Below are 17,741 nucleotides of genomic sequence, written 5' to 3'. Positions count from 1 at the left end.
CGCACGGTTCCAATTATCTGTTCTTCCCCCGCAGGGCAACGATCGCCGCCGCCGTTTCCTCGATCGAGCGGCGGCTGACGTCGATCATCGGCCAGCCATGGCGGGTGCAGATCTGGCGGGCATAGGCGAGTTCCTCGTTGATGGCGGCGCGGTCGACATACTCGGTCGGCACATAGGTGCTCGAATTGCCGAGGATGCGGTTCTGGCGCACATGCGAGATGCGCTCGGCGGTGGCGATCAGCCCGACGACCAGCGGCGCCCTGGCGTTGACCAGGCTTTCTGGCACCGGCACGCCGAGCACGATCGGGATGTTGGCGGTCTTGATGCCGCGGTTGGCGAGATAGATGCTGGTCGGCGTCTTCGAGGTGCGCGATATGCCGATCAGCACGACATCGGCGTCATCCATGTTTGCCGGCAGCTGGCCGTCATCATGGTCCATGGTGAAATTGAGCGCGTCGATGCGCCGGAAATATTCGGCATCGAGAACATGCTGGGCGCCGACGCGGCGGCCGGCCGGCGTCCCGAGATAGGACTGGAAGACCGTCAGCACCGGCTCCAGCACGGACACGCAGGGCAGGCCCATGGCCGCGCAGCGTTCGTCGATGCCGCGTGCCAGCTTCTGGTCGACCACCGTGTAGAGGATGATGCCCGGCTCCTCCTCTATGTCCTCGAAGACCTTGGCTATCTGCTTTTCGGTGCGGATGAGCGGGTAGATGTGCTCGATGGCGCGTGCGTCCTTGTATTGCGCTGAAGCCGCGCGGCCGGCGGCGAGCAGGGTTTCGCCCGTGGCATCGGAAATCAGATGCAGGTGAAAGAAGCTCTGGGGTTTGTTCACAGGGATCACCTGGGGCTGTGGGCGGATGTGGATAAGATCGGACGGGCCGACGGGCCGGCCGAAGGCGACTGTATCAGATGCCGGTTTGTCCACAATTCGATGCGCTGTCAGCTTCTCCTGGCGGCTGGGGACAAGTCCGTGGACGAAGCATTTTGCCTTTTGCTCGTCCACAGGGCAGGTCTCCAGGGCATCAGACCTAGCGCATTGACTCCAGTGGCGGATTCCTGATTGTCCCCAGAACCCTGCCAGCCGCGATCGGTAGTGCGCGACAATATGCTTGCTGGCGTTTTGGCGGCCAAAGCGGGACAGGTGACAACCACCACAACCAACAGACTCTTAGAATCAGAAGACTCTTTTAAAATAAGATATTTGATTAAGAGGAAGCCGGGAGAGGCGAGCGCTCGATGCCTGCAAGACGGATCATGCTGGATGTGCTGAAAGGCGAGGCGGTGTTTCCTCCTCCGCTCTGGATGATGCGACAGGCCGGGCGCTATCTGCCGGAATATCGTGAGACGCGAAGACGGGCCGGCTCGTTCCTTGATCTCTGCTACGATCCCGAGCTTGCCGTGGAAGTGACGCTGCAGCCGATCGAGCGCTTTGGCTTCGACGCTTCGATCGTGTTTTCGGACATCCTTGTCGTTCCCCATGCGCTTGGCCGCGACGTGCGCTTCGAGGAAGGGCGTGGGCCGCTCCTGACGCCGATTTCGGCGGCCGAGATTCCGGCGCTGGGAAGCGATGTGTTTCACGTGAATCTCGAACCGGTCTACGAGACGCTTCGCCGGCTGCGGGCGAAATTGCCCGACGAAACGACGCTGATCGGCTTTTGCGGCGCCCCGTGGACGGTGGCGACCTATATGATTGCCGGCCACGGCACCCCGGACCAGGCGCCGGCGAGGCTGTTCGCCTACCGCGAGCCGGCGGCGTTTCGGCAGCTGCTGAAAGTGCTCGCCGACCATTCGGCGTCCTATCTGATCCGGCAGATCGAGGCCGGTGCGGATGTCGTGCAGATTTTCGATTCATGGTCGGGGGTGCTCGACGATGCCTCGTTCGAACGCTTCTGCGTCGAGCCGGTGGCCGAGATCGTCAGGCAGGTTCGGGCGGCCCATCCCGGCGTGCCGATCATCGGTTTTCCCAAGGGCGCCGGCGCCCGCTACCAGAGCTACCGCGAGAAGACCGGCGTGACGGGGCTGGGCATCGACTGGACGGTGCCGCTGGAGGCCGCGAAGGCGTTGCAGCGGCAAGGCGCCGTCCAGGGCAATCTCGATCCGTTGCGGCTGGTCGCCGGCGGCCAAGCGTTGGCCGATGGCGTCGAGGCGATCCTCCAGGCGCTGGGGAACGGGCCGCTGATCTTCAATCTCGGCCACGGCATCACGCCGGAGACGCCGGTGGCGCATGTCGAGGCGATGGTGAAACAGGTTCGGAGCGCGGCACGCTGATGGCTGACAGAGATAACACCAACAGCACCGGCCAGGCGATGAAGCGCATGGTCGTTGGCATCGCTGTCCTGATTGTTCTTACCGCGCTTTTGTTTTTCTTCGCGCCGGAAAGCTTCTACCCCTGGGCAAAGGCGATCCATATCCTCGCCGTCATCTCCTGGATGGCCGGGATGCTTTATCTGCCGCGGCTGTTTGTCTATCACGTCGATGCGCAGAAGGGCTCCGTGCAGTCGGAGACTTTCAAGGTGATGGAGCGGCGTCTGCTGCGCGGCATCATCAATCCGGCGATGATCCTCACCTGGGTGTTCGGGCTGTGGCTGGCCTGGAAGATCTTTGCGTTCCAGGGCGGCTGGCTGCATGCCAAGATCGGCCTGGTGCTGGTTTTGTCGGGCATTCACGGCTATCTGGCCGGCGCGGTGCGCAAATTCGCCGAAGACCGCAACGAAAAACCGGCACGGCACTGGCGGATCGTCAATGAGATCCCCACATTGCTGATGGTCGCAATCGTGATCCTGGTCGTCGTGAAGCCCTTCTGAGGCTTCATCGGACCCGCTCAAAAGGCGGCTTGCTCTTTCAGCCGACCGACGATACAAGACGGGTCTTCCTTCCCGTCATGCGCCGCCCGTCATTGCTTTCGGCCGCGCCCGGCATTTGTCGCATCCCGCCGATCTTTCCCCCAAAGCCTACCCAGAGTCCGTCTAATGCAAGAAATGAAACTCACCGAGTTCAAGAACAAGAAGCCGCCAGAGCTGATCGCTTATGCCGAATCGCTCGAGGTCGAGAACGCCAGCGTCATGCGCAAGCAGGAACTGATGTTCGCGATCCTGAAGAAGCTCGCCGCCCAGGACATCGAGATCATCGGTGACGGCGTGGTCGAGGTGCTGCAGGACGGTTTCGGCTTCCTGCGCTCCGCCAATGCCAATTATCTGCCAGGTCCCGACGACATCTACATCTCGCCGTCGCAGATCCGGCGCTTTTCGCTGAAGACCGGCGATACGGTCGAAGGGCCGATCCGCAGCCCGAAGGAGGGCGAGCGCTATTTCGCGCTGCTCAAGGTCAACACGATCAATTTCGACGATCCCGAGAAGATCCGCCACAAGATCCACTTCGACAATCTGACGCCGCTCTACCCGACCTCGCGGCTGAAGATGGAGGTCGACAATCCGCCCGGCAAGGACATCTCGCCTCGCGTCATCGACCTGGTGGCGCCGATCGGCAAGGGCCAGCGCGCGCTGATCAACGCACAGCCGCGCACCGGCAAGACGGTGCTGTTGCAGAACATCGCGCACTCGATCACCGCCAATCATCCGGAATGCTACCTGATCGTGCTGCTGATCGACGAGCGGCCCGAGGAAGTCACCGATATGCAGCGTTCGGTCAAAGGCGAAGTCATCTCTTCGACCTTCGACGAGCCGGCGGTGCGCCACGTCCAGGTCGCCGAAATGGTCATCGAGAAGGCCAAGCGGCTGGTCGAGCACGGCCGCGATGTGGTGATCCTTCTGGATTCGATCACTCGCCTGGGCCGCGCCTACAACACCGTCGTGCCGTCCTCCGGCAAGGTGCTGACCGGTGGTGTCGACGCCAATGCGCTGCAGCGCCCGAAGCGTTTCTTCGGCGCCGCGCGCAACATCGAGGAAGGCGGCTCCCTCACCATCATCGCCACCGCGCTGATCGACACCGGCAGCCGCATGGACGAAGTCATCTTCGAAGAGTTCAAGGGCACCGGCAACTGCGAAATCCAGCTCGACCGCAAGGTGGCGGACAAGCGCATCTATCCGGCCATCGACATCCTCAAATCCGGCACCCGCAAGGAAGACCTGCTGGTGTCGCGCCAGGACCTGCAGAAGATCTTCGTGCTGCGCCGCATCCTGGCGCCGATGGGAACCACCGACGCGATCGAGTTCCTGATCGACAAGCTGAAGCAGACCAAGACCAACGGCGATTTCTTCGATTCGATGAACACGTAATCGAGGCGCGGCAGAGCCTTATCTTCGTCATCCTCGGATCAAGCCCGAGGATGACGAATCACTTTCGCCGCAACAATCCTTCCAATTCGTCAGCATCCGTAACCACCGGCAGGCAGACCTGGCCGGTGCACAACCAGGCGCCGGGCCGGTTGGTCGGAGGCAGGATTCCGCCGGGGAGCAAGGGTCGATTCGCCGCCGTACCGATTGGCACCACGATATCGACGCGACGCGGATCTGGGTTTCGATTCGCCACCGGAATGAGCTTTGGATCCTCCAGCCCGTCCACGATGACCAGTTTCAGCGGCTCGAGGGCAAGCGCGCAGGCATTGACGATACCCGCCTGGCCATAGGCCTGGTGCGCCGCTCGGCCGGCAGCATGCTCGGCCGTTTTCCACGCCTTCTCCTGCAAGTCGAGGTTGCCGGTAATAGAAGCCAGCCGGACCTGCGCCTCGATAATCTGGCTGGTGGCCGAGGGGATGGCCTCGTCGACATCGCCCCGGATGCGGATCGGCACGTCGGTGCTGTCCGAGGCGGTCAGATAGTAACCCGTGCCTTCCGCGTCGGCGTGCCAACGGTCGAGCTGTCCAAGGAACTGGCTGGCCTGCTCGACATAGCTCCAGTCCTCAGTGGCCTCGAACAGCGAGATCGCCGCGTTGGTCATGGCGGCATAGTCGCTCGACAGTGCGGGAAACAGTTTCCGGACGCCAAGCATGGAATGCGGCAAGCGACCGTCGCGGCCGGCTTTGCCGATATGGGCAAAGGCCTTGGCCGCGGCCTCGATCCAATCCGGCCGCGCCAGCGAACGACCCGCCTCGGCAAGGGCGGCGATCATCAGGCCGTTCCAGTCGGTAAGGGTCTTTGCGTCCAGGCCCGGCCTGACGCGTTGTTCCCGGACAGTGAGAAGCCTTGTCTTGAGCGGGACAAGCCGCTCCCGGTCGGCAACACCAAACGCCTGCTGGGAGAGGGTCTGATGGAGCACCGGCTTACCTTCCCATCCGGGCGGGCTGGAAAGGCTGAAGTACTTGAAAAACAACGTTGAATCGTCTCCAAGAACAGATTCGATCTCCCCCCTGCTCCAGGTGTAGAACAGGCCTTCCTCGCCATCGCTATCGGCATCGAGGCTGGCGGCGAAGGCGCCGCCTTCGACACGCATTTCGCGCAGCAGCCAGTCGACCGTGTCCTCGATTCGGACCCGGAACAAATCATTGCCGGTCGCCGCGAGGGCCCAGCTGCAGAAGCGGATGAGCTGCGCATTGTCGTAGAGCATCTTCTCGAAATGGGGCACCAGCCATTCGGCGTCCGTCGAGTAGCGGCTGAGCCCGCCGCCGATGTGATCGTAGATGCCGCCGCTCAGCATATGTTCGAGGCTGACGAGGACGTCGTCGCGATGCGCGGCATTGCCGTCGCGCAGCCAGGACAACCACAGCGTCTGCATGAACGGCGCGTTCGGGAATTTCGGCGCGCCGGCGAGCCCGCCGCGGTCGCGGTCGATCATGCCAGTGACGCGGCCGGCAAGGTCGGACAGCGTATCGCGATCGAGAAGTGCCTTGGAATGCGTGGCCGAGAGCCGCGCCTCGACATGCGAGGTCAGGCCGTCGGCGCTCTGGTGCACGCTTGCCCGCTTCTCGCGCCAAGCCTTGTCGACCGCTTCCATCAACTGGATGAACCCCGGACGGCCATAGCGCGGCTCGCGCGGGAAATAGGTGCCGCCCCAGAACGGCTTGCCCTCGGGCGTGAGGAACATGGTCAGTGGCCAGCCGCCTTGCTCGCCCATCGAGGACAGGGCCGCCATATAGATCTGGTCGATGTCGGGGCGCTCCTCGCGGTCGACCTTGATATTGACGAACAGACGGTTCATGACGGCGGCGACATCGTCATTCTCGAAGCTCTCATGGGCCATGACATGGCACCAATGGCAGGCGGCATAGCCGATGGAGAGCAGGATTGGCCTGTCCAGGGCTTTTGCCTCCTCGAGCGACGCCGGCGACCATCCGCGCCAATGCACGGGATTGCCGCTGTGCTGCTGCAGATAGGGGCTGGCCTCTTCGGCAAGCAGGTTTTGCGCGGGCAACGTCACAATGGCCAACTTTCAGGAGCGATCCGGGGCGGTGATGAGGCGAAAGCTAGGGCGGTTCGGTAGAGCGGGCAAATGATTTCAGGCGATTCGATCGTGGCGCTGTCGAGCGGCCGGCTTCCGGCCGGTGTCGCGGTGCTGCGAATATCCGGCCCGCAGACTCGATTCGTAATCGAAACGATCGCCGGAGGCATGGTTAAGGCGCGGAGTGCGGTCCTGCGCAGATTCAGGGCTCCGGATGGAACCGTGCTCGATAACGGTTTGGTTCTGTTCTTTCCCGGTCCGGCGAGCTTCACCGGTGAGGATGTCGCCGAGTTCCATGTTCATGGCGGGCGCGCCGTGGTGGCCAGGATGCTGGAAACGATCGCTGGTTTCGACGGCGTCAGGCATGCGGAGCCGGGAGAATTCACGCGCCGCGCCTTCTTCAACGGCAAGGTCGATCTGGTCGAGACGGAGGCGCTGGCGGACCTCGTCAATGCTGAAACCGAGGCGCAGCGGCGTTTTGCCATCCAGAACGCCGGGGGTGCGCAGAGCACGCTCTACCTCGGCTGGCGTCGGCGCCTGATCCATGCGCGGGCCATGATCGAGGCCGAGATCGACTTCGCCGATGAAGACGATGTACCGGGTTCCGTTTCGGATACGGTTTGGTCCGACGTGAGGTCGATGGCCTCGGAGATCGACCGCCACATCGCCGGTTTCCATGCCGCCGAGATCATCCGCGATGGCTTCGAAGTCGTCATTCTCGGCGCGCCCAATGCCGGCAAGTCCAGCCTGTTCAATGCCTTGGCGCGACGCGATGCCGCTATTGTAACGGATGAACCCGGCACCACCCGAGATTTGCTGGAGGTGGTGCTGGATCTCCGGGGCTTGCGTGTCCGACTGACCGACACGGCCGGGTTGCGGGAAGCGCCTGGCAAAATCGAGGCGATCGGCATCGAGAAGGCAAGAGCCAAGGCGGATCGCGCCGATCTGCTGCTGCTGCTCGAGGACGCCGCGGACCCCAAGGACGCCGGTCCGCTGCCGATGTCGACGCCGGCATTGCGCGTCGGCACCAAGCTCGACCTGCTCGATAAGGGAGCGACCCAGGATGCAGCTGGGCGCTACGAGTTTGGTATATCGGTGGTCGACGGGACGGGTGTGGATGGATTGCTGGCGGAGATCGGTCGCCGCGCTGCCGAGGCGGCCGGCGTTAGCGGCGATGTGCTGCCGTCACGGCTACGCCATGTCGAGTTGCTCGACGCGGCGAACCGGCATCTGCACCGCGCCGCCGATGAACGCATGCCTCAGGAATTGCGCGCCGAAGAGCTGCGCCTGGCAGCGGATCGCCTGGGGCGAATTGTGGGTGCGGTGGACGTCGAAGACTTGCTCGACGTGATCTTTTCCCAGTTCTGCATTGGAAAATGACTCACGTGAAACATAATGGCCGCCGAAGCTCGTGCTGACTCACGTGAAACAATCAAACGGTAATTCACGTGAAACGCCGCTAGGAGCGGGGTTTTGCTGTTTCACGTGAAACGCCTGCGCGGAAGTTTTCTTGACAGTCCCGCCTCGCGGGGACATGTGTCGCTCATCTTCTTCGAGTCCGGGACCTATATGGAATGACCGATCACTATGATGTGGTTGTGGTGGGCGGCGGCCATGCGGGTTGCGAAGCGGCCAGCGCCGCCGCGCGCGCCGGCGCGAGCACCGCGCTGGTGACGCTGCGTTTCGACACGATCGGCGTGATGTCGTGCAACCCTGCCATCGGCGGGCTCGGCAAGGGGCACCTGGTGCGCGAGATCGACGCCATGGACGGGCTGATGGGCCGTGTGGCTGACACAGCCGGCATTCAGTTCCGCCTGCTCAACCGCCGCAAGGGTCCGGCGGTGCGCGGCCCGCGGACGCAGGCCGACAGAAAACTCTATCGCCTTGCCATGCAGGAAGCGATTCGGCAGCAAAACGGTCTTGAGATCGTCGAGGGCGAAGTTCTCGATTTTGAGATCTCCGATGGAAAGATCGCGGCGGTTCTCCTGGCTGACGGCCGCCGGCTTGCCTGCGGCGCCGTGGTGCTGACGACGGGAACCTTCCTGCGCGGACTCATCCACATCGGTGAAAAGAAGATCGTCGCGGGCCGCATGAACGAGAAGGCCAGCATGGGCCTGTCGGCGACGATGGACCGCGCCGGCTTCAAACTCGGGCGGCTCAAGACCGGCACGCCGCCGCGACTGGACGGACGAACCATCGATTGGGCGTCTTTGGAAAGCCAGGCGGCGGACGAGAATCCCGTGCCGTTCTCGCTGATGACCGACCGTATCGTGACGCCGCAGATCGATTGCGGCATCACCCGCACGACCACAGCCACGCATGAGCTGATCCGCGCCAATCTTGGCCGTTCGGCCATGTATTCCGGCTCGATCGAAGGGGTTGGGCCGCGTTATTGTCCGTCGATAGAGGACAAGATCGTCAAGTTCGGCGACCGGGACGGGCACCAGATCTTCCTCGAGCCGGAGGGGCTCGACGATCACACCGTCTATCCCAACGGCATTTCGACCTCGCTGCCGGAAGACGTTCAGCTCGAGATATTGAAGACTATTCCCGGTTTGGAGCATGCGGCCATGCTGCAGCCTGGCTATGCCATCGAATATGATCATGTCGATCCGCGCGAACTGCATCCCACACTTGAGACCAGGCGCGTTGCCGGGCTTTTTCTGGCCGGGCAGATCAACGGCACGACCGGCTATGAAGAGGCCGCCGGGCAGGGCCTGCTCGCCGGCCTCAATGCGGCGCGGCGGGCGGCGGGCGGAGCACCGATCGTGCTCAGCCGCACCCAGGCCTATATCGGCGTGATGGTCGACGATCTGACCAGTCGCGGCATCAGTGAACCCTATCGGATGTTCACGTCGCGGGCCGAGTTCCGGCTCTCGCTGCGCGCCGACAACGCCGATGAGCGGCTGACGCCGCTGGCGCAGACGCTGGGGATCGCCTCGGCTGCGCGGATGCAGCGTTATGGCGATGTCATGCAGCGGCTGGATGAAGCGCGTGAGATGGCGCTTTCATTGACCATGACGCCGAACGAGGCGGCACGGCACGGTTTGGAGATCAATCGCGACGGCGTGCGCCGGTCCGGCTTTGAACTGCTGGCCTATCCCGGTGTCGATGTGGCCTGGCTGGCTGGGGTCGAACCGAAATTTCGCGACGTCGACGCCAAGACTGCGGAGCGTCTCGAAACGGAAGCGAAATATTCGGTTTATCTCGATCGCCAGAGCACGGATGTCGCGCAGATCCGGCGTGAAGAGAGCCGGCTGATTCCGGACACCGTGGATTTTGCCGGCGTGCCCGGCCTGTCCAATGAGCTGAAGCAGAAGATGCAGGCGCGGCGGCCGCGCTCCATCGCGGAGGCGCAGCGCATGGAAGGCATGACGCCGGCGGCGTTGGCGATCATCGTCGCGCATGTCCGCCATCGGGAATCGGTGCGGAAAGCCGAGCAGAGGGATGTGGCGTGAGTTCCTTCTCTCGCGAGCGCCTGCAGGAGGCCGCCGGCCCGGTTTCACGTGAAACATTCGATCGCCTGGTGGCGTTCGAAGCGATGTTCCAGAAATGGAACCGCAGCATCAATCTCGTGGCGCAGTCGACCTCGGGCGATGTCTGGCAGCGCCACATCCTGGACAGCGCGCAACTTGCTGGGATAGAGCCCGATGCCATGCATTGGGTCGACATCGGTTCTGGTGGCGGATTTCCCGGGCTTGTCATGGCCTTTTTGCTCGGCGACCGCCCGGGCGCCAGCATCGATCTGGTCGAAAGTAACCGCAAGAAAGCTTCGTTCCTGCAGACCGTCGTCGGGCAGTTCAGCCTGCCGGCGCGGGTCGTGGCGCGCCGCATCGAGGACAGCCACGTGCTTGTTTTGAAGCCGGAAATCGTCACCGCACGGGCGCTGGCACCGCTTTCGGTGCTGCTGGACCTGTCGGCGCCATGGCTGACCTCGGGCGCGCGGGCGCTGTTTCACAAAGGCCGGGATTATCGCGCCGAAGTGCAAGAAAGCGTTAACCGGTGGACCTTCGATCTGGTAGAACATCCAAGCGTGACCGACGCCAGCGGCGTCATCCTCGAATTGTCCAATGTGCGACCTGCCTGAACCGAGACGGGTCTGAGTGTTCGGCGACCTAAAGATGAATTTCTGGCATAGACCCATGATGAAGAACGGCCCTCGAATCATCACTGTAGCCAACCAGAAGGGCGGTGTCGGCAAGACCACCACCGCCATCAATTTGGCCACCGCGCTGGCGGCAATCGGCGAGAAAGTGCTGATCGTCGACCTCGACCCGCAAGGCAATGCCAGCACCGGCCTCGGCATCGACCGCAAGGACCGGACGGTTTCGTCCTATGATGTGCTGACGGGCGAACTGGATCTGGAAGCCGCCGCCATTCCGACCGCGGTGCCCGGCCTTTCCATCGTGCCTTCGACGCTGGACCTGCTCGGCATCGAGATGGAGATCGCCTCGGCACCGGACCGGGTGCTGAAGCTGCGTAATGCGCTGCGCGCCGCGACCGAGCGTGGGGCGCCCTTCGGCTATGTGCTGATCGATTGCCCGCCCTCACTCAATCTTTTGACCTTGAATTCAATGGCGGCGGCCGATTCCGTTCTCGTGCCGCTGCAATGCGAGTTCTTCGCGCTGGAGGGTCTCAGCCAGCTGCTCGAAACCGTCGAGCAGGTGCGTCGCTCGATCAATCCGGACCTCACCATCCAGGGCATCGTGCTGACCATGTATGACGGTCGCAACAATCTCGCCAACCAGGTGGTGCAGGACGTGCGCGAGCATATGGGCGACAAGGTTTATGAGACGATCATTCCGCGCAATGTCCGGGTGTCCGAAGCCCCGTCCTATGGCAAGCCGGCCATTCTCTATGATCTGAAATGCTCGGGCAGCCAGGCCTATCTGCAATTGGCCTCCGAAGTGATCCGCCGCGAGCGTAAATTGCGCGCTGCTTGATTAGAACCGATGCACACTTAACAGCCGATTCTATACCGAAACGATCTGAAATAGACGTGGAATAAAGATGAGCGAAGATCTCTCGAGGAAAAGACTGGGTCGCGGGCTGGCAGCACTGATCGGCGAGATCGATCGCCCGGCGGCCCCGGAAAAGCCCGGCATGAGCGCCGACGGCAAGGTGCCGATCGAGTTCATCAGCGCCAATCCGAAAAATCCGCGCCGGCATTTCGGCGATGCCGAACTGACCGACCTTGCCCAGTCGATCCGCGAACACGGCGTGGTGCAGCCGGTCGTGGCGCGGCCTTCGCCGACGCAGGCCGGCCGCTACGAGATCATTGCCGGCGAGAGGCGCTGGCGGGCGGCGCAGCGCGCCGGGCTGACCGAGATCCCGGTCATCATCCGCGACGTCAACGATCGCACCGCGCTGGAACTGGCGATCATCGAGAACGTCCAGCGCGCCGACCTCAATCCGGTCGAAGAAGCACAGGGTTACCAGCAGCTCATCGACGACCATGGCTACACCCAGGCCGATCTTGGCCAGGTCATAGGCAAGAGCCGCAGCCATGTCGCCAACACGTTGAGATTGTTGAAGCTTCCCGACGTGATCCGCGACATGCTGGTCGACGGCGCGCTGTCGGCGGGCCACGCCCGCACGCTGGTGACGGCGGAGGATCCGGCGGGCCTCGCCAAGCGCATCGTCGAGGAGGGGCTTTCCGTGCGCCAGGCCGAAGCGCTGGCGCAGATGCCGGCCGGCGCCAGTTCCAACGGCACCAAACCAGCCGCGCCTGCCGCCGAAAAGGACGCCGACACGCTGGCGCTGGAAAAGCTGCTCACCGACACGACCGGCATGATCGTCACCGTCGACCACAAGGGCAAGGGCGGGGTGCTGCGGGTCGCCTATCGCAGCCTGGAACAGCTCGACGAGCTGTGCAGGCGGCTGAAGCAGGATTAACGCTTAGCCGGCAAATTATGCGGTACAGCGTTACTCCCGGCGGTCGGCGCCGCCCCTCATCCCCCTGCCGGGACCTTCTCCCCGTATAGAGACGGGGAGAAGAGGCTGGGTGTGCGACGCCGGCGCCTTTCTGCGACGCTTGCGATTGACGAAAGCAGCGACAGGAGCGTTCCCTCGCCCCGTTCACGGGAGAGGATGCCGGCAGGCAGGTGAGGGGCAGCGCCGGCGGAAATCAGCTGGCACGGAGGGTCCGGATCCCACAAGGGGGGAGATTGGCCAGTTCTCTACCGCTGTCCCAGCCTCGCGCTTTCAACCGCGATGCCGAGCAGCGCCTGCCGTGCCAGCGCGACGGACAGGTCCGGGCGTCGCCGCGTCTGCAGCACGGCCTGATGCAACCGGGTCAGCGCGCGGCCGAGCGCTTCGCTGTTCCAGCGGTCGAGGGTCTTCTCCACCAGCTTGCGCCTGGAGAAAAAGACCGGTGGTCGCGCGGCGGCAACGACGGAAGCGGCGTTGCGGCCGCCGGTCTCCATCTGGCCGCGCATGACCTGGATCTGCTGCAGCTGCCGCATCGCCGAGGACAGCACCTGGAACGGCTGCCCGCCGCCCTGGCAGTGGCGCGTGAAAGCGGTGTCGAAGTCGCCGACCTTGCCTTCGAGCAGCGCGTCGACGGCGTCGTCGTAAGAGGCGCCGGACACGTCGCCGGACATGGCTCTCACCTCTTCCAGCCCGATCTCCTTCTGGCCGTGGGCGTAGAGGACGAGTTTTTCGATCTCGCCGCGCGAGGCCAGCCGGTCGCCACCGAGATTGCGGCGCAGCGCCTGCCGCGCCTCCAGCGTCATCGCCATGCCGGCCTTGCGCAGTTCGTCGTCGATGACGGTATCGATGTCACGGGCCTCATCGGCGTAGCAAGGCAGCGCCATGGCATTGTCCGCGCCCTCGACCACGGCGCGCAGCCCGACGCCTTTCTTCAGATCGCCGGCCTCAATGAGAATGATGGCGTCCCGCACCGGCTCCGCCGTCAGCGCCTTGACGTCGTCGGCCAGAGCCTTCTGGCCGCTGGCATTGCGCACCCAGAGCAGCCGCCGGTCGGAAAACATCGGCACGGTGCGGGCCTCGTCGAGCAGGCGGCCCTCGTCGCGATCGACCTCCGAACCCTCGAGCCTGACCACCGAGAACGGGTCGTCGAGCGGCAGGCCGGTCTTTCCGGCAAAGGCCTTCGCCCGCTCGGAGACAAGGCCGCGATCGGGGCCATAAAGCAGGACGATCGAGATGCGCGGATCAGGCCGCGCCAGCCAACCGTCAACCTCGAAAGCTTTCTTCTGTGCCATGGAGGGTGGTTAGCATGATGCTGGGATGGAGTGAACGTCTTCCGGTTCGGATCGCCAACCTTGGCCCATTCCTCTCCCTCCGGAGGGGGGAGAGGTGGCCCGGCGAAGCCGGGACGGAGTGGGGGAAGCCGGTCCTCAAATCCGCAGGCACTGGCACTCATCACAGCGCCTCAATCAGGGCGAGGCGTCGTCCCGGCTCGAGATAACGCCCGAGCCAGGTCGACCCCCACTCCGTCGAGCTGCGCTCGCCACCTCTCCCCCGATCGACGGGGGAGAGGAAGGGCGCCAAGGTTGGCGAAACCCCAATTTTCCCCTGCTCGCGGAGGCACAAAAGGAGGCATGGAACCAAGTCTTGCCAGCCAATCACCTTATCTGGCGACAAACACGGCACAACCATGCCCCAAATTGCGTGCGGCCGCCCAACATCGACAAGAAATTTCGCGGACATATCTTCATCTTGAGCGGGGAAGGCCGGATCGGCCGGCGCGGCCGGAACCGATACCCCCGACGCATTCGCACTGGCGGCGCGGATATGCAAATATCCCTGCCAGGCAACATTGGAGGACTCGAGGTCATGGCCGATGCTGGGATGTTGCGGTTTCACGTTCCGGAGCCGGAAGTGCGGCCGGGCGGGACGCCTGATTTCTCCAATGTGACCATCGCCGAGGCCGGCTCCGTGCCACGCCCCGATATCGACGTCGATCCGCGCACCATCCGCGACATGGCCTTTTCGATCATCCGGGTGCTGAACCGCAATGGCGAGGCCGTCGGGCCGTGGGCCGGGCTGCTTTCCAGCGAGGAATTGCTGGAAGGCCTGCGCAACATGATGACGCTGCGGACCTTCGATGCGCGCATGCAGATGGCGCAGCGCCAGGGCAAGACCTCCTTCTACATGCAGCATCTCGGCGAGGAGGCGGTGAGCTGCGCCTTCCGCAAGGCGCTCGCGCCCGGCGACATGAATTTCCCGACCTATCGCCAGGCCGGCCTGCTGATCGCCGACGGCTATCCGATGGTCACGATGATGAACCAGATCTATTCCAACGAGGCCGATCCGCTGAAGGGCCGTCAGCTGCCGATCATGTATTCGTCGAAGGAGCACGGCTTTTTCTCGATCTCGGGCAATCTGGCCACGCAGTATATCCAGGCGGTCGGCTGGGCGATGGCGTCGGCGATCTCCAACGATTCCAGGATCGCCGCGGCCTGGATCGGCGACGGCTCGACGGCGGAATCCGATTTCCATTCGGCGCTGGTGTTCGCCTCCACCTACAAGGCGCCGGTCGTGCTCAATGTCGTCAACAACCAGTGGGCAATCTCGACTTTTCAGGGCATCGCGCGCGGCGGCTCGGGCACATTCGCGGCCCGGGGGCTCGGCTTCGGCATCCCGTCGCTGCGCGTCGACGGCAATGACTATCTGGCCGTGCACGCGGTGGCAAAATGGGCGGCGACAAGGGCGCGGGACAACCTCGGGCCGACGCTGGTCGAATATGTCACCTACCGCGCCGGCGCTCATTCGAGCTCGGACGATCCCTCCGCCTACCGGCCGAAGACCGAGTCCGACGCCTGGCCGCTGGGTGACCCGGTCGTGCGGCTGAAGAACCATCTCATCAAGCTCGGTGTCTGGTCGGACGAACGGCATGCGCAGGCCGAGGCCGAAATCCTCGACACGGTGATCGCGGCGCAGAAGGAAGCGGAAAGCCACGGCACGCTGCATGCCGGCGGCAAGCCGTCGACACGCGAGATGTTCGAAGGTGTGTTTGCCGAGATGCCGCCGCATCTCAGGCGCCAGCGCCAGCAGGCGGGAGTCTGAGCCATGCCAAGACGGACCATGATCGAGGCCATTCGCGACGCCATGGACGTGTCGATGGAGCGCGACGACAAGGTCGTCGTGTTCGGCGAGGATGTCGGCTTCTTCGGCGGCGTTTTTCGCGTCACGCACGGGCTGCAGGCCAAATACGGCAAGAGCCGCTGCTTCGACGCGCCGATCAACGAATCCGGCATTGTCGGCTCGGCCATCGGCATGGCCGCCTATGGTTTGAAGCCCTGCGTGGAAATTCAGTTTGCCGACTACATGTATCCGGCCTACGACCAGCTGACGCAGGAAGCCGCAAGGCTGCGCTACCGCTCGAACGGCGATTTCACCTGCCCGATCGTTGTCCGCATGCCGACCGGCGGCGGCATTTTCGGCGGCCAGACGCATAGCCAGAGCCCGGAAGCCTTGTTCACCCATGTGTCGGGGCTGAAGACGGTGGTGCCATCCAACCCGCACGACGCCAAGGGGCTTTTGATCGCGGCGATCGAGGATCCCGATCCGGTGATCTTCCTCGAGCCGAAGCGGCTCTACAACGGCCCGTTCGACGGCGATCACGACCGGCCGGTGACGCCATGGTCGAAGCACGAGCTCGGCGAGGTCGCCGACGGCCATTACACCGTGCCGCTTGGCAAGGCCGCCATCCGCAGGGCGGGCGCGGCGGTCACGGTGCTGGCCTACGGCACCATGGTCTATGTCGCGCAAGCGGCCGCCGAGGAGACCGGCATCGACGCCGAGATCATCGATCTCAGAACCCTGCTGCCGCTCGACCTCGACACGATCGTGGCTTCGGTCAAGAAGACCGGGCGCTGCGTCGTCGTGCATGAGGCGACGCTGACCTCGGGCTTCGGCGCCGAGCTGTCGGCGCTGGTGCAGGAAAACTGCTTCTATCACCTGGAGGCGCCGGTCGCCCGCGTCACCGGCTGGGACACGCCCTATCCGCATGCGCAGGAGTGGGAGTATTTTCCCGGTCCCGCGCGTGTCGGCCGCGCTTTGCTTGAAACATTGGAAGCCTAGAGTGGGGGAGGCCTGAGATGGGCGAACACATCATCAAGCTGCCCGATGTCGGCGAGGGTGTCGCCGAGGCCGAGCTCGTCGAATGGCATGTCAAGATCGGCGACATCGTGCGCGAGGACACGGTGCTCGCCGCCGTGATGACCGACAAGGCGACGGTCGAAATCCCGTCGCCCGTCGATGGCGAAATCCTGTGGCTGGGCGCCGAGATCGGCGACACGGTGGCGATCGGTTCACCGATCGTGCGGCTGAAAGTGGCGGGCGAGGGCAATGTGAAACCCGGCAAGGAGGCTGAACCGGCGACCGGGGCCGAGCCGCCCGTCAGGCTGCCGAGCCCGAAGCCCGAAGCCGCTTCGCCGCCCAAGCCGGCAAAACCCGCCGAGACACCGGCGAAACCCGCATCGTCGTCGTCGGCGCCGAAAACCGTGACACGCTCCTCGGCTTCGGGCGCGCCGCGTCCGGAAGGCGAAAAGCCGCTGGCCTCCCCCGCTGTCCGCTTGCGGGCGAAAGAGGCGGGCGTCGATCTCAGGCAGGTGGCGGGGACCGGCCCGGCCGGCCGCATCGGCCACGAGGACCTGGAGGCGTTCCTGGCGCGCGGGCCGCAATCGGCCAGGGCGCCGGGCCTCGCCCGCGACGACACCGTCGAGGACATCAAACTGGTCGGCCTGCGGCGCAAGATCGCCGAGAAGATGACGCTGTCGAAGTCGCGCATCCCGCACATCACCTATGTCGAGGAGATCGACGTCACGGCGCTCGAGGAATTGCGCGCCGCGCTCAACAAGGAAAAGCGTGTTGCCAAGGGCGGCGCGGAGAGGCCGAAGCTGACCTTGCTGCCGTTCCTGATGCGGGCGATGGTCAAGGCGATCGCGGACCAGCCCCAGCTCAATTCCCTGTTCGACGACGAGGCCGGCATCATCCACCAGCATGGCGGCATCCATATCGGCATTGCCGCGCAGACACCGTCGGGCCTGGTGGTGCCTGTCGTCAAGCATGCCGAGGCGCGCGATGTCTGGGACTGTGCCACCGAGGTGGCCAGGCTGGCGGAGGCCGCGAAGTCGGGAACGGCGACACGTGACGAGCTGTCCGGCTCGACCATCACCATCACCTCGCTCGGCGCCATGGGTGGGATCGCGACGACGCCTGTGATCAACCACCCGGAAGTGGCGATCATCGGCGTCAACAGGATGATGGTGCGGCCGGTTTGGGACGGCACCCAGTTCATCCCGCGCAAGATGATGAACCTGTCGTCGAGCTTCGACCACCGCGTCATCGATGGCTGGGACGCGGCGGTGTTCATCCAGCGGATCAAGGCGCTGCTGGAGACGCCGGCGCTGATTTTCGTGGATTGAGGGAGATGTGAT

Annotated in this window: 14 protein-coding genes; 11 read left to right on the top strand and 3 right to left on the bottom strand. The window is 64.0% G+C overall.

Annotation, left to right across the window (positions count from 1 at the left end):
* Positions 1-13 precede the first annotated feature (13 nt).
* Positions 14-835, bottom strand: coding sequence for a pyruvate, water dikinase regulatory protein (locus tag LB554_RS13590; protein ID WP_140788946.1), 822 nt, complete (start codon positions 833-835; stop codon positions 14-16).
* Positions 836-1,239: 404 nt separating this feature from the next.
* Between LB554_RS13590 and hemE the strand changes: the two genes are divergently transcribed.
* From hemE to rho, 3 genes are all read left to right on the top strand, one after another.
* Positions 1,240-2,271, top strand: a complete 1,032-nt coding sequence (gene hemE, locus LB554_RS13585) for a uroporphyrinogen decarboxylase (RefSeq protein WP_224585027.1) — start codon at positions 1,240-1,242, stop codon at positions 2,269-2,271.
* Entirely contained in the window at positions 2,271-2,807 is a 537-nt protein-coding gene (hemJ, locus tag LB554_RS13580; RefSeq protein ID WP_224585026.1) for a protoporphyrinogen oxidase HemJ, read from the top strand. Before hemE ends, hemJ begins: the two co-directional genes overlap by 1 nt.
* A gap of 165 nt (positions 2,808-2,972) precedes the next feature.
* A complete protein-coding gene (rho, locus tag LB554_RS13575; RefSeq protein WP_015314810.1) occupies positions 2,973-4,238 on the top strand; it encodes a transcription termination factor Rho in 1,266 nt (421 codons plus the stop codon).
* Positions 4,239-4,296: 58 nt separating this feature from the next.
* Here rho and LB554_RS13570 read toward each other — a convergent pair whose 3' ends face one another.
* Positions 4,297-6,315, bottom strand: coding sequence for a thioredoxin domain-containing protein (locus LB554_RS13570; protein ID WP_224585172.1), 2,019 nt, complete (start codon positions 6,313-6,315; stop codon positions 4,297-4,299).
* Positions 6,316-6,387: 72 nt separating this feature from the next.
* On the opposite strand from LB554_RS13570, the gene mnmE reads away from it, so the two are divergent.
* The 5 genes from mnmE to LB554_RS13545 all read left to right on the top strand — a co-directional run bounded on the left by mnmE (position 6,388) and on the right by LB554_RS13545 (position 12,231).
* Positions 6,388-7,716, top strand: coding sequence for a tRNA uridine-5-carboxymethylaminomethyl(34) synthesis GTPase MnmE (gene mnmE / locus LB554_RS13565; RefSeq protein ID WP_224585025.1), 1,329 nt, complete (start codon positions 6,388-6,390; stop codon positions 7,714-7,716).
* Between the two features lie 194 nt (positions 7,717-7,910).
* Positions 7,911-9,794, top strand: coding sequence for a tRNA uridine-5-carboxymethylaminomethyl(34) synthesis enzyme MnmG (mnmG, locus tag LB554_RS13560; protein ID WP_224585024.1), 1,884 nt, complete (start codon positions 7,911-7,913; stop codon positions 9,792-9,794).
* On the top strand, positions 9,791-10,423 hold the full coding sequence (gene rsmG / locus LB554_RS13555) for a 16S rRNA (guanine(527)-N(7))-methyltransferase RsmG (RefSeq protein WP_224585023.1): 633 nt from the start codon (positions 9,791-9,793) through the stop codon (positions 10,421-10,423). Before mnmG ends, rsmG begins: the two co-directional genes overlap by 4 nt.
* 55 nt (positions 10,424-10,478) lie before the next feature.
* Positions 10,479-11,279 (top strand): ParA family protein, encoded by an 801-nt coding sequence (locus LB554_RS13550; RefSeq protein WP_031251964.1) that lies wholly within the window; start codon positions 10,479-10,481, stop codon positions 11,277-11,279.
* 67 nt (positions 11,280-11,346) lie between these two features.
* Positions 11,347-12,231, top strand: coding sequence for a ParB/RepB/Spo0J family partition protein (locus tag LB554_RS13545; RefSeq protein WP_140618171.1), 885 nt, complete (start codon positions 11,347-11,349; stop codon positions 12,229-12,231).
* 284 nt (positions 12,232-12,515) lie between these two features.
* Here LB554_RS13545 and holA read toward each other — a convergent pair whose 3' ends face one another.
* Positions 12,516-13,559 carry a DNA polymerase III subunit delta gene (gene holA, locus LB554_RS13540; RefSeq protein ID WP_140876124.1) on the bottom strand — a complete coding sequence of 348 codons (1,044 nt, stop codon included), beginning with the start codon at positions 13,557-13,559 and terminating at the stop codon, positions 12,516-12,518.
* Between the two features lie 574 nt (positions 13,560-14,133).
* On the opposite strand from holA, the gene LB554_RS13535 reads away from it, so the two are divergent.
* Genes LB554_RS13535 through LB554_RS13525 form a run of 3 tightly spaced genes read left to right on the top strand, consistent with a single transcriptional unit; the run spans position 14,134 to position 17,729 of the window.
* Positions 14,134-15,366 carry a 3-methyl-2-oxobutanoate dehydrogenase (2-methylpropanoyl-transferring) subunit alpha gene (locus LB554_RS13535; RefSeq protein WP_015314818.1) on the top strand — a complete coding sequence of 411 codons (1,233 nt, stop codon included), beginning with the start codon at positions 14,134-14,136 and terminating at the stop codon, positions 15,364-15,366.
* 3 nt (positions 15,367-15,369) lie between these two features.
* Positions 15,370-16,383 (top strand): alpha-ketoacid dehydrogenase subunit beta, encoded by a 1,014-nt coding sequence (locus LB554_RS13530; RefSeq protein WP_224585022.1) that lies wholly within the window; start codon positions 15,370-15,372, stop codon positions 16,381-16,383.
* Between the two features lie 17 nt (positions 16,384-16,400).
* The gene (locus LB554_RS13525) at positions 16,401-17,729 is read left to right on the top strand and encodes a dihydrolipoamide acetyltransferase family protein (protein ID WP_224585021.1); all 1,329 of its coding nucleotides are present in this window, start codon (positions 16,401-16,403) and stop codon (positions 17,727-17,729) included.
* Positions 17,730-17,741 lie beyond the last annotated feature (12 nt).

It is taken from the genome of Mesorhizobium sp. CO1-1-11, assembly GCF_020164995.1.
Classification (GTDB): Bacteria; Pseudomonadota; Alphaproteobacteria; order Rhizobiales; family Rhizobiaceae; genus Mesorhizobium; species Mesorhizobium australicum.
This window is presented reverse-complemented; position numbering and strand designations above follow the sequence as displayed.

Coding starts and splice junctions, on each gene's coding strand:
- LB554_RS13535 (WP_015314818.1), top strand. CDS start 14,134: ATGGCCGATGCTGGGATGTTGCGGTTTCACGTTCCGGAGCCGGAAGTG.
- LB554_RS13545 (WP_140618171.1), top strand. CDS start 11,347: ATGAGCGAAGATCTCTCGAGGAAAAGACTGGGTCGCGGGCTGGCAGCA.
- hemJ (WP_224585026.1), top strand. CDS start 2,271: ATGGCTGACAGAGATAACACCAACAGCACCGGCCAGGCGATGAAGCGC.
- mnmG (WP_224585024.1), top strand. CDS start 7,911: ATGACCGATCACTATGATGTGGTTGTGGTGGGCGGCGGCCATGCGGGT.
- hemE (WP_224585027.1), top strand. CDS start 1,240: ATGCCTGCAAGACGGATCATGCTGGATGTGCTGAAAGGCGAGGCGGTG.
- rho (WP_015314810.1), top strand. CDS start 2,973: ATGCAAGAAATGAAACTCACCGAGTTCAAGAACAAGAAGCCGCCAGAG.
- holA (WP_140876124.1), bottom strand. CDS start 13,559: ATGGCACAGAAGAAAGCTTTCGAGGTTGACGGTTGGCTGGCGCGGCCT.
- LB554_RS13530 (WP_224585022.1), top strand. CDS start 15,370: ATGCCAAGACGGACCATGATCGAGGCCATTCGCGACGCCATGGACGTG.
- LB554_RS13550 (WP_031251964.1), top strand. CDS start 10,479: ATGATGAAGAACGGCCCTCGAATCATCACTGTAGCCAACCAGAAGGGC.
- LB554_RS13525 (WP_224585021.1), top strand. CDS start 16,401: ATGGGCGAACACATCATCAAGCTGCCCGATGTCGGCGAGGGTGTCGCC.
- mnmE (WP_224585025.1), top strand. CDS start 6,388: ATGATTTCAGGCGATTCGATCGTGGCGCTGTCGAGCGGCCGGCTTCCG.